Source organism: Pedobacter sp. Leaf170 (assembly GCF_920984665.1).
Taxonomy (GTDB): domain Bacteria; phylum Bacteroidota; class Bacteroidia; order Sphingobacteriales; family Sphingobacteriaceae; genus Pedobacter.
The window spans coordinates 144901-157794 of sequence record NZ_CAKLBP010000006.1; the positions used below are offsets into that span (position 1 = coordinate 144901).

At 35.3% G+C, this 12894-nt stretch carries 9 protein-coding genes; 7 read left to right on the forward strand and 2 right to left on the reverse strand.

The window, feature by feature from the left end:
• Positions 1 to 984 precede the first annotated feature (984 nt).
• The 4 genes from smc to LUA90_RS14890 all read left to right on the forward strand — a co-directional run bounded on the left by smc (position 985) and on the right by LUA90_RS14890 (position 7471).
• The gene (gene smc / locus LUA90_RS14875; protein ID WP_231491447.1) at positions 985 to 4518 is read left to right on the forward strand and encodes a chromosome segregation protein SMC; all 3534 of its coding nucleotides are present in this window, start codon (positions 985 to 987) and stop codon (positions 4516 to 4518) included.
• A gap of 246 nt (positions 4519 to 4764) precedes the next feature.
• Positions 4765 to 5739, forward strand: coding sequence for a M28 family peptidase (locus LUA90_RS14880; protein WP_231491448.1), 975 nt, complete (start codon positions 4765 to 4767; stop codon positions 5737 to 5739).
• Positions 5740 to 5915: 176 nt separating this feature from the next.
• Positions 5916 to 6284 carry a BlaI/MecI/CopY family transcriptional regulator gene (locus LUA90_RS14885; protein ID WP_231491450.1) on the forward strand — a complete coding sequence of 123 codons (369 nt, stop codon included), beginning with the start codon at positions 5916 to 5918 and terminating at the stop codon, positions 6282 to 6284.
• A 2-nt stretch (positions 6285 to 6286) separates the two neighbouring features.
• Entirely contained in the window at positions 6287 to 7471 is a 1185-nt protein-coding gene (locus LUA90_RS14890) for a M56 family metallopeptidase (RefSeq protein ID WP_231491453.1), read from the forward strand.
• A 10-nt stretch (positions 7472 to 7481) separates the two neighbouring features.
• Here the strand turns inward: LUA90_RS14890 and rsmG are convergent, their stop codons facing one another.
• Together rsmG and LUA90_RS14900 are read right to left on the reverse strand one after the other, a co-directional pair.
• Entirely contained in the window at positions 7482 to 8117 is a 636-nt protein-coding gene (gene rsmG / locus LUA90_RS14895; protein WP_231491454.1) for a 16S rRNA (guanine(527)-N(7))-methyltransferase RsmG, read from the reverse strand.
• A 24-nt stretch (positions 8118 to 8141) separates the two neighbouring features.
• A complete protein-coding gene (locus tag LUA90_RS14900) occupies positions 8142 to 9197 on the reverse strand; it encodes a glycosyltransferase (protein WP_231491456.1) in 1056 nt (351 codons plus the stop codon).
• Positions 9198 to 9496: 299 nt separating this feature from the next.
• Here LUA90_RS14900 and tgt point away from each other — a divergent pair, with 299 nt between their 5' ends.
• The 3 genes from tgt to LUA90_RS14915 are packed head-to-tail and all read left to right on the forward strand — an operon-like array spanning position 9497 to position 12612.
• Positions 9497 to 10627 carry a tRNA guanosine(34) transglycosylase Tgt gene (gene tgt, locus LUA90_RS14905; protein WP_231491458.1) on the forward strand — a complete coding sequence of 377 codons (1131 nt, stop codon included), beginning with the start codon at positions 9497 to 9499 and terminating at the stop codon, positions 10625 to 10627.
• Position 10628: 1 nt separating this feature from the next.
• Positions 10629 to 11732 carry an LptF/LptG family permease gene (locus LUA90_RS14910; protein ID WP_231465190.1) on the forward strand — a complete coding sequence of 368 codons (1104 nt, stop codon included), beginning with the start codon at positions 10629 to 10631 and terminating at the stop codon, positions 11730 to 11732.
• A 1-nt stretch (position 11733) separates the two neighbouring features.
• A complete protein-coding gene (locus tag LUA90_RS14915; protein WP_231491459.1) occupies positions 11734 to 12612 on the forward strand; it encodes a DMT family transporter in 879 nt (292 codons plus the stop codon).
• Positions 12613 to 12894: the final 282 nt, after the last annotated feature.

A 12894-nucleotide genomic window follows, 5' to 3' on the forward strand; every position in this document is an offset into this window, starting at 1 on the left:
CCAAACCACATACTTTCAAAGGGTGAGGTAAATAGTATTTTAACCTCACCCTAACAATGTTTCTACCGTACCAATGCAACTGCGCAATCCCTCTCCTTAAAGAGAGGAAAATGAAGGTGGTGTGTTTAGCACAGTTCCATAAAACCCTCTCTTCAAGGAGAGGGCGGCTACAAAATTAGCTAAACCACGTACTTTCACAGGGTGAAGTAAATTGTATTTTAACCTCACCCTAACAATGTTTCTACCGTACCAATGCAGCTGTGCAATCCCTCTCCTTAAAGAGAGGGAAATGAAGATAGTGGGTTTAGAACAGTTCCATAAAACCCTCTCTTCAAGGAGAGGGCGGTTACAAAATTAGCCAAACCACATACTTTCAAAGGGTGAGGTAAATAGTATTATAACCTCACCCTAACAACGTTTCTGCTGTACCAATGCAACTCTGCAATCCCTCTCCTTGAAGAGATGGGAAGTAAAGGTGGTCTGTTTAGCACAGTCCATAAAACCCTCTCTTCAAGGAGAGGGCGGTTACAAAATTAGCCAAACCACATACTTTCAAAGGGTGAGGTAAATAGTATTATAACCTCACCCTAACAACGTTTCTGCTGTACCAATGCAACTCTGCAATCCCTCTCCTTGAAGAGATGGGAAGTAAAGGTGGTCTGTTTAGCACAGGTCCATAAAACCCTCTCTTCAAGGAGAGGGCTGTTACAAAATTAGCCAAACCACATACTTACATAGGGTGAGGTTTTTTGCCTCGGAAATACCGAGTACACTAAAATTATTAAATCCTATTTCCCTATCTTCTATGTTTCTGTGGCTAATCTTTTTTGGCTTTATCATCATAAAATTACTATACCTTATATTAAAACACCTCTTCTTTCTCTGCGTAAAACTTTGCAAACTCAGCGGTTAAACAATCAGTTTCCGTTTGAAAAACAATGAAATTATCCTTAATATTGATATCCGCTTCCCCGGATTCGAACCATGCAACTTACCAAGTTAGAGATTAAAGGTTTTAAAAGCTTTGGCGATAAAGTAACCATCAACTTTAATGAGGGTGTTACGGCTATTGTTGGTCCGAATGGTTGCGGAAAATCTAATGTTATCGATGCTATGCGTTGGGTTTTGGGCGAGCAAAGTACACGAGCGCTCCGTTCTGAAAAAATGGAAAACATCATTTTTAACGGAACAAAAAACCGCAAGCAGGCACAACTCGCAGAAGTTTCTTTGAGCTTTGATAACACCAAAAATATTTTACCAACGGCTTATTCATCAGTTACCATTACCCGAAAATTATATCGAAATGGCGATAGTGAATATCGCTTAAATGATGTTCAATGCAGATTAAAAGATATAACAGATTTATTTTTGGATACAGGTATCGGTGCCGACAGTTATTCTATAATCGAGCTTAAAATGGTTGATGAAATTATCTCTAACAAAGAAAATTCACGCCGATCTTTATTCGAAGAAGCCTCAGGAATATCAAAATATAAACTTCGTAAAAAGCAAACTTTTAATAAATTAAAAGATACCGAAGCTGATTTAGAACGTGTAGAAGATTTGCTTTTTGAGATTGAAAAAAACCTTAAAACACTCGAAAATCAAGCTAAAAAGGCTGAGCGATACTACAAACTTAAAGAGCAATATAGAGATTTAAGTGTGCAACTTGCCTCTCACCGCATTTCTTTTTTTCGTACAGATTTAATTGCTTTGGAAACCCAGGAGCAAAATGAGCAGGTAAATAGAACAGCCTTAAGTTCACAAATAGATTTAGGTGAGGCTAACCTGCAAAAGCTTAAACTAGAGAGTATCAATCAGGAAAAAAATTTGTCGGTGCAACAAAAAGCTACAAACGAAGTAGTTTCTAAAATTCGTGCATACGAGAGCGAAAAGAAAGTTAAAAACGAACAAATGCGTTTTTTGCAAGAGAAAGAAACCCGCTTAGCGACTGAACTTGATAAAGATAAAAATCAACTTAACCACATTAAGTACAATATTAAGCGACTTAACGAAGAAGTTTTAACGGAAACCGAAGTTTTTAACAAAGTTGAAGCAGATTTAAAAACATTAAAAACTTCGCTTGATACACTAAGAGAACAGCAGCAAACCGAGAAAAACCGAACAGATAATCTTGTTAAATCAGTTAATGAATTGCAAAGCCAGGTTTATGCTTCGCAAAAAGAAATCGATATTTTAAATATTCAAAAAGATGCTTTGGTACAAGAAACCAACAGAAATGTTGATGACACTGAAACCAAAAGCATGGAACTTAAGGCATTTGATCATGCCCTCGCAGAACTTAATATACAGGTTAGAGAAAAGCAGACAACAATAAAAAATATTACCAAGGCAGAAGAAATTTTAAAAGAAAAACTAAGTATTGCCGAACTAAATTTAAGCAGCAACAAAGAAAAGCTAAATGCCGAAAACCGCAAAAAAGATGCGAAGCAAAACGAATATAACCTTACCAAATCGCTTGTAGATAGCTTAGAAGGCTTTCCGGAATCCATTCGTTTTCTAAAAAAGAATAGTTTATTTTCCAAAAATGCTTTGCTCCTATCTGATATTTTATTTTGTGATGAAGATTATCGCATTGCAATTGAAAACTATTTAGAGCCGGTGATGAACCATTACGTAGTTGAACAATATGCAGATGCTGTACAGGCCATTAATTTACTAACGGATGCAAGCAGAGGCCGGGCAAACTTTTTTGTACTGGAAAATATTCCTGATAGAAATGCCACTATTGCAAAACACGAAGGTTTAATTTCTGCATTGGAAGTTATTGAGGTTGATAAGAAATATAAAAACCTGGGCAACCTCCTGCTTCAAAATGTGTACATCGCAATAGCTGAACAAGAAAATATATTCAAGCAAAATGCTCGGGAAGGCATTACAATTTTAGCCAAAAACGGAAAATACGCTCAAACCAAATTCACCTTATCGGGTGGTTCAGTAGGTTTATTTGAAGGTAAAAGAATCGGAAGGGCCAAAAATCTGGAGAATTTAGCGAAAGAAATTAAATCATCAGAAACGCTGATCAACCAGTATAATGCCACCATATCCACCGAAACAGAAAATATTTTCAATTTAAAAGACGCATCAAAAGTTAATCAACTTGCTGTTTTACAGCAAGAAATGAACCGGCTAAATAACGAGCATATTTCTCTTCAAACCCGTAGAGACCAATATCAGGAGTTTATTACAACGAGCGAAAACCGGAAAACAGATATTGCTCAAAAGATTGTTTCTATTGAAAAGTTGCTCTCAGAGAAATTACCCACTTTGATAGCATTGCAGAAAAATCAGCAAGACGCACATCTAAACTTACAGGAACAACAGCTCAACTATCAGGAAACTGCAGATGCAGTTAACGAAACTACAACCAAATTCAATCAGGATAATATCCGCTTTCATCAGCAACAAAATAAACTTTCTGGTTTAGAAAAGGATTTAGATTACCGATTTGTGCAAGAAGAAGCACTAAATAAGCGTATTGCGCAAAACGATAAAGAACTTCAAGCAACATTAGCAGAGATTACCAATACTTTGCAGCATACAGATTTGAGTGATGATACGCTTTTAGATATGTATCAGCAACGCGAAGAAATGGAAAAAGGCTTGGCTGAAGCTGAGAAAGACTATTTTGACAGCAAGGGTAACATAAACGAGCTCGAAACCAGTTTAACCACATTGAGAAAAAACCGTGAAGAAACAGATTTCATTCTAACGGAAATAAAGGATAAGAAAAATACACTAAAAATTGATTTAAATTCACTTAAGGAGCGTTTGGCTGTAGAATTTAATATTGATATTAACGATTTATTGGAAACGGAAACCGAGGTAACGGAAAGTGAATTCGAACTTCGCCAAAAGGTAGATAAAATGAAACGCCAGCTTGATGAGTTTGGCGCCATTAATTCAATGGCTATGGAAGCCTATAAAGAAATGGATGAGCGTTATACTTTTATCCAAAACCAGAAAAAAGACCTTAACGCAGCCAAAACCGACCTTTTGCAAACCATTAAAGAAATTGATGATACTGCAAAAGAAAAATTTATGCAGGCTTTTACGCAAGCACGTGAACATTTTATTGTTGTGTTTCGCTCCTTATTTAACGATGAAGATAGCTGCGATTTAATTTTATCGGACACATCAAACCCGCTTGAAGCAGATATCGATATCATCGCTCGTCCGAAAGGCAAGCGCCCGCTATCAATTAATCAATTATCCGGAGGAGAAAAAACCCTTACTGCAACTGCGCTTTTGTTTTCCCTTTACCTGCTTAAACCTGCCCCATTCTGTATTTTTGATGAGGTAGATGCTCCATTGGATGATACTAACATTGATAAATTTAACAACATTATCCGTAAATTTTCTGACCAGTCGCAGTTTATAATTGTATCGCACAACAAAAGAACTATTGCCAGCACCGATATTATTTATGGCGTTACCATGGTAGAACAAGGTGTTTCGAGAGTAGTTGCGGTAGATTTGCGGGAAGTTGCAGCTTAAAAGAATTGAAAGTTGAAAGTGAAAAGTTGAAAGTTCATATTTACTCAAATTCACTTAGATTTTTAAAATTAGAAAAACAAAGCCATCCTCTATCGCTGAATCCAGTCCTGCTGTACATTTTAGTCCCGATGAAGAATCGGGAGCTGCCATTCCCATCAGGTTTATAAACGCAATACAGTATAAAACACAACGTTTTCCTATCAATATCCCAATAATTAATATCTTTAGCTTTTAATAATCGTAAAAATGAAATTCCTTTATTTAATTCCATTAGCAATTACGCTAAGCTGTTGCTCATCCGTAAAAAATCAGGGTTCAACAGATTCATCTAAACTAGATACGCAACTACTAAAAGATGTTGAAACGCTTTCATCAGATGCATATCAAGGCAGAAAAACAGGAACAAAGGGTGCAGAAATGGCTAGAGCATACATCGTAGAAAGATTTCAAAAACTTGGTTTAAAATCTTATCCACAAAATATAAATTATGCTCAGGAATTTTCTTTCAACTCAAGAGGCGGCACAAAAGTAAATGGCACAAACGTAATTGGATATATTCAGGGTAAAACTTCCAATGTAATTGTAGTTTCTGGACACTATGATCATCTGGGTGTGGTTAAAGATCAGGTTTTTAATGGTGCTGATGATAATGCATCGGGCACAGCTGGCTTATTAAAAATTGCAGCTTATTTTGCAAAACATAAACCAACTAACACCATTATATTTGCAGCCTTTGATGCAGAAGAAATGGGTTTACAAGGCGCTAAAGCATTTGTTGCTAATCCACCGGTACCAATTGAAACCATAGTGGTAAATTTAAATATGGATATGATTAGCCATAGCGATAAAGGAGAATTATATGTTGCCGGAACCTTTAAATACCCATCTTTAAAAAAGCATATAGATACCAATAGAAAGGATATCAAAGTAAGCTTAGGTCACGATGACCCAAAACTTGGCCATGATGATTGGACAAATCAAAGCGACCAGGGTGCATTTAATGCTAAAAATATTCCTTTCCTTTATTTTGGTGTAGAAGATCATAAAGATTACCACAAAGCAACTGATGAGTATCAAACCATTACAAAGCAATTCTTTAGCAATGCTGCAAATGTTGTTTTAGATGTTGCTAAAAGCATAGATAATCAATCGGGCTTACAACAGTTGTTAAAAGATAAAATGATAATGATGGATAATCCGCGGAAGCAGGAAAAGTTCTAATCCATATAAAACAAATTAACACCTGCCCCAACAAGGCAGGTTTTTTTATGCCCTAAAAAATGGCTAATAGCTAATTAAAACACTAAAAATCAATAAATTAAAAAAACTATAAAAATAGTTTGTAAACTACATAAATAGTTGTAAATTAGATCAAGCAAACTACAAAAATAGTTAAGATGTTAAAAGAACTTACAAAAGCAGAAGAGCAAATCATGTTAATCCTTTGGGAAATGGGTGAAGCACTCGTAAAAGACGTTATTGAAAAGATGGACGAACCGAAGCCAGCTTACAATACGGTATCTACGGTTATCAGAGTTTTAGAGGGCAAAGGTTTTGTGAATCATAAGGCTATCGGAAACACACACATATACTTCCCTATTGTAGCTGAAGCTGATTATAAACGTTTTGCCCTGAATAAAGTAATGAACAATTACTTCGAAAACTCTTATGAGAGTTTAGTTTCTTTTTTAGTAAAGGATAAAAAAATGAATACCGATGAACTCGACGAAATTATTAAACTGGCCGAAAAGCTTAAAAAAACCTAATTATGAGTTGGATATATTATTTACTCGAAGCAAATCTGTATTTATCCATTTTTTACGTTTTTTACAGATTAGTATTGCATAAAGAAACTTTCTATGCAGCCAATCGATTCTATCTTTTAATCGCCTCAGTTTTAGCATTTACATTGCCTTTTTTACAGATTGGATTTCTTTTAAAGCCTGCACTACAATACCAACAAATTGCTTACAACCAAGTTGAAGAATTTCCCATTTTAACTTTAGAAAATGGCCTCTTACTTATCTATGGAATCGGAGCGGCATGCTTGCTATTAAGGCTTTTGGTAAGTTTTAAACACATTATAGCTATGCTGGCAAAAGCCGATGTAAAACTAGAAAACGGGCTTAAAGTTATAGAATTATCCAACACGAAAACTGCCTTCTCGTTTTTTAACTTACTTTTTATCGACCCATCCTTACCTCAAAAAAACATTGTAGTAAAGCATGAAATGGTTCATATTAATCAAAAACATAGCATTGATGTGCTCCTATTAGAATTCGTGCAAATTATAAGTTGGTTTAATCCTTTAATCTATCTTCTAAAGAAAGACATAAAGCTTTTACACGAATATCTAGCAGATGAAGCCACGACAAAAAACGAGATAGCAAAGTATGAATATGCAATGTTTTTAATCCAGAATACCTACGATAGCCAGAATTTATCGCTTACGAATCAAATATTTAATTCATCAATTTTAAAACAAAGAATCACTATGTTAAATCAAAAGAAATCGGCTAAATGGGCAAGGCTAAGATTGCTTGTTGCCATGCCACTTGTTGGTGCGATGTTATGCACATCAACAATGGCCTTTACAAAAGATTATGGAATTTTAGACTTGTATCCAAAAAGCAATTTGGGCAATTTTAGTCCAAAGCAAACAACGCCTAAAAAAGCAAAGGCTAAAGAAATTGTAATAGAAGAGCCAACGAGACAGGTTCCGCCGCCGCCACCGATTGAAAAGCCCAGGAATAAGAAGCTGTATGGCAAGAAAAATGGTCAAAATCCGCCACCTCCGCCAAAAGCTCCTGCTACGAAATCGTTGGACATAAAGATAGCACCACCGCCACCACCGGTAGAACCAAAAGCACCGAAAGCTGCTAAAGGTGAAGTTTTGGAAATAAGGTTAGCGCCACCGCCACCAATTGAGCCAAAGCCGGCAAAAAAAGGTTAGAAAAAATAGTCTACTGTGGAACGTAAACAACATATTTCGTTTCAAAGAAATCTTCCTCAAAATAATCTGAAAGCGGATATAATTCTGCTTTCAGTTTTGATTCTTTAATTTCTTCGGTCAAATCTCCACCTTTTAGGTATAAAATTCCATTCGGAATTGCGTTTAAAGAATCCATTTTAAATTTGCCCTGAATCCAGGGATAAAATTCTCCCAAACGAGTTACTGCTCTAGAAACAATAAAGTTAAATTTATCTTTGATTTGCTCTGCCCTTAAGTGTTCTGCTTTTAAATTATCAAGTCCTAATGCAGATGCAACCTCATTTACAACCTTAATTTTCTTCCCGATAGAATCTACCAGGTAAAATTCTGTATCAGGAAATAAAATAGCCAATGGAATGCCCGGAAAACCACCTCCTGTACCAACATCAAGTACATTTTCCCCTTTTTTAAAATTACAGACTTTTGCTATACCTAAAGAATGTAATACATGGCGTTCGTAAAGCTCCTCAATATCTTTTCTCGAGATTACGTTGATTTGAGCGTTCCAATGGCTATACAAATCGAACAATTGAGAAAACTGTGAAAGTTGCTTTTCTGATAAATCGGGAAAATATTTGAGGATGATATCAGGCTTTATTTCAGACATATTATTTTTATTTCAGGCTTTGCTTTATTTCCAGTTTACTTTTTTCTTTCCAAAAATAGATAAAAAGCCATTTAAGATTAAAAAGAAGAACAAAAGTATATCTAAAATAGGGAACCACCAACGTAAATCTCTATAATTTAAGCGATTTAGCAACTTCGGATAAATTAAACTTCTGATGATAATACTTAATAATAGAATGCCGCCGGCGATATATTTAGCTTCTAAACTAAAGAACATACAAGCTGCAAAAGCGATATAAAACAGAAACTGAAAAACGATTTGAAAAGTGAGTACAAATTTATGCTTAGGCTTGTAAAATTTTCCAGCCCCAAAATGACGCTTTTTTTGTCGCAGATAACCTGCCCAGCTATGATTAGGTTCACTCCAAACCTGGCTATCTTTATTAATTCTTATTTCCGTATTCCTTTTATTTGCATGTGCATTTACAAACAAATCATCATCTCCTGATGGTATATGCATGTGGGCAGCAAAGCCTTTGTTCTTAAAAAATAAAGACTTTTTGTAAGCCATATTTCTACCTACACCCATGTAAGGCATTCCTTTTAAAGCGAAAGCGAGGTAATTTACGGCAGTGAAAAATGTTTCAAAACGAATAAGCGCATTCAATAAACTACGTTTCTTTAAGTAAGGAGAATAGCCGATGACAATTTCAGTCGCTTCATCAGCGGGTTTTTGCATACACCTTATCCAATTATCACTGTCCGGAACACAATCAGCATCTGTAAACACCAGCCAATCGTATTTGGCAGCTTTTATGCCCATTGTAACTGCGAATTTTTTGCCGGCGATAAATTTATCATTATCTAAAATCTTAACAACTTTTAGATTTGGGTGTTGCTTTTCCAGCTGCTCCAAATACTCTTCAGTACCATCCCACGACCTATCATTTACCACCACAACCTCAAATTCAGGGTAATTCTGATTAAAGATTGCCGGTAAGTGCTGCTGCAGATTTTTAATTTCGTTACGGGCACAGATAATTACGCTAACAGGCGCAACAGCAATCTTGGGTACCTCTTCTACAACTACGTTTGCAAGCCTTAGATGTACAAAAAGCACATAATATAATTGAATTAAGAAACAAAATATAAAAAATGAAATCAAACAGATTTCGACAAGGGTTAGTATCACAGCGTTAAAATAAGCAGGCGCAAATTTCTCATTTTAAATCTGCAATACCAGCCTTTTTCTTAAAAAAACATCAACATTATTAGTGAATGTTAGTATTTTGAAAGCAGATATTTTGGCAAATTTTTAATGAAAAGAATTAGTAAGTGAAATTTAGAGCCATGTGTTTGTCCATTAAACTGATTTACTGTATATATAGATAAGGCAAATTTGTTACTTTTGCATCCTATATGAAATTTACTTTAAAGGCTAACGACCCATTATCTAAAGCCAGAGCCGGAACTGTAACTACAGCACATGGCGAAATACAAACTCCAATTTTTATGCCTGTTGGCACCGCAGGTACAGTTAAAGCCGTACATCAGCGTGAGCTAGAAAACGATATAAATGCACAAATAATTTTAAGTAATACATATCATCTATATCTAAGACCAGGACTTGACATTTTAGAGGCCGCCGGCGGATTACATAAATTTATTGGATGGGATAGACCGATTTTAACCGATAGTGGTGGTTATCAGGTATATTCTTTAAGTAAAGTTAGAAAGATTAAAGAAGAAGGCGTTACGTTCCACTCTCACATTGATGGCTCTAAACATCTTTTTACGCCAGAATATGCAATGGATATTCAGCGTACTATTGGTGCTGATATTATTATGGCTTTTGATGAGTGTACGCCATATCCATGTGATTACACTTATGCTGCCGAATCCGTAAAAATGACGCACCGTTGGTTAAAACGTTGCTGCACACATTTTGATAACACCGAACCAAAATACGGCTTCGACCAAACATTGTTTCCAATTGTGCAAGGCTCTGTATACAAAGATTTGAGAATTAAATCTGCAGAATTTATTGCAAGTATGAACCGTGAGGGTAATGCAATCGGAGGTTTATCGGTTGGAGAACCTGCTGATGAGATGTATGCAATGACTGAAGTAGTTTGCGACATATTACCTGCTGATAAACCACGTTATTTAATGGGTGTTGGTACTCCAATTAACATACTTGAAAATATTGCCTTAGGTGTAGATATGTTTGATTGTGTTATGCCGACCAGAAACGCCAGAAATGGAATGCTTTTTACCAAAAACGGTATTATTAATATCAGAAATAAAAAGTGGGAAAACGATTTCTCGCCAATTGAGTCTGATAGCGATTTACATGTAGATTTAGTTACCAGTAAAGCATATTTACGTCATTTGGTGCATAGCAATGAAATGCTTGGTGCCCAGATTGCAACATTGCATAATCTTCATTTTTACCTTTGGCTAGTTCAAACTGCAAGAGAGAAGATTATTAGCTGCGAATTTTACGACTGGAAAAACCAAATGGTTAAAGTATTGGGCAATAAATTATAAAATGAACTTAATAAAGGGAAATATAAAAATTATCGACCGCTTTATAATCGGCAAATATTTAGGCACGTTTGTTTATACACTTGCCATTTTTGTGGTTATAATTGTTGTTTTCGATTTATCGGAAAAACTGGATGATTTTTTGAAAAGTGGATTAAGTTTTTGGGGTGTTTTAACTAAATACTACGCAGGCTCTATTCCGTTTTACATTAATATGCTTTCGCCTTTAATTAACTTTATTGCCGTTATTTTCTTTACCGCAAAAATGGCCGACCAAACCGAAATTGTACCAATTTTGAGCGGCGGAGTGAGTTTCAACAGGTTCTTATGGCCATATTTTATTTCTGCTAGTGTAATTTTCTCAGCAAATTTATTATCGAATTTATACATACTTCCCTATACCAATACTTTAAAAAATAGTTTCGAAAATACTTATGTAAAGCGCAACGACCCATCAACAAAAGCGAATATCCACATGAAATTGGATAACAAAACGTATATCTATATACAGAGTTTCGATAATAAAACCAATTATGGTTATCGCTTTTCTCTTGATAATTTTGATGGCGATGTGCTAACCAAAAAGATTATTGCAGAAAACATAAAATGGGATTCAACCAAGCGAAAATGGCAGTTGAGCAATTACACAATCCGTAATATAAATGGATTGAAGGAAAGTATGATTTACGGAAGTGGAAAGCTTAAAGACACTATTTTAGATATGCGTCCGGATGACTTTTCTGCTTATGATAACGTGGTTCAAAACCTATCCACTACCGAACTTTCTGAGAAAATCAGAAAAGAAAAAATCCGTGGAACGGGAATTATGAACGACCTAAAATTTGAGCAGTATAAACGCTATCTGCATCCCCTATCGGCCTTTGTTTTAACGCTCATTGGAGTGGCTTTGTCTTCTAGAAAAGTGCGTGGCGGTGTAGGTGTATCTTTAGGTATTGGTATCTTCTTTAGCTTCGCATATATTGTGTTTAATCAGTTTACACAAATGTTTTCTACTAAAGGTGGTTTACCACCATTTATTGCGGTATTATCGCCAACAATAGTATTTGGATTGTTAGGATTTTTTCTGTTGAAACGTGCGCCGAAATAGCATGGAAGCAAATAAAAAAAATCTACTTATTCTTCATGCAACAGTGTTTGTTTGGGGTTTTACAGGTGTGCTTGGCAAGGTAATTTCTATTGATGCAGTACCAATGGTTTGGTACCGGGTTTTGATTGCAACATCAACACTTTTTGTATGGTTTTTAATAACCAAAAAAAGCATCAAAGTAACCAAAAAACAATTCATTCAATTCTTTTTAACAGGCGGAATTGTAGCCATTCATTGGATATTTTTCTTCCATGCAATTAAGGTTTCTACAGTTTCTGTAACGCTGGTTTTCTTATCGTCCTTTACATTATTTACAGCAATTTTAGAACCTTTAATTAAAAAACAACCCATTTATGGCGGCGATATTTTAGTTGGCTTACTAATTATTGCCGGTATTTATATGATATTTAAATTCGAAAGCCAGTACACTTTAGGTATTATTTTCGGATTAATGGCAGCAGTTGCATCGAGTTTATTTTCTACCATAAATTCTACACTTGTTCAAAAAAGCGAGCCCGCAATCATTGGATTTTACGAATTAATTGGTGGCCTATTCTGGATTACCATTTACCGTTTTTATGATGGTTCTTTCACCTCAATGCCATTTAATTTAAGTGGAAAAGACTGGTTTTATTTAACAATTTTAGGCACATTTTGCACCTCGGTTGCTTACGTTGCAGGCGTATCTGTAATGAGAACATTATCGGCATTTCGTGTTGCATTAGTTACCAATTTAGAACCGGTTTACGGGATTATTTTGGCTTATATTTTCTTTCAAAATAAAGAACAAATGAGTACTGGTTTTTACTTCGGGGCAGTCATCATTTTAGCTTCTATCTTCCTATATCCAATCTACAAGAACAGAAAAAATCATCGTTAAATCCAGATGATTTAATAAGTATTTTTTTCACAAATTTTTATTACTGATTGCGGTAATTTTCTGTCGAGATTTTTATAAAAATAAGCCAGCTCTGCATTTTAGAATTTCGATTTATCATTACCTGATGCAAGTTAAAAAGCAGCGAAAATAGAGGGGATATTCACTACATTTCTTTATAACTTTCTCTGGTAAAAGCAGTCAAAAATGACTGATAATATTGTTCAAAAGCTATCCTTTAACCTCTGGTTTTTAGCCGTTTTCAGCTTAATTCAGGTATAATCT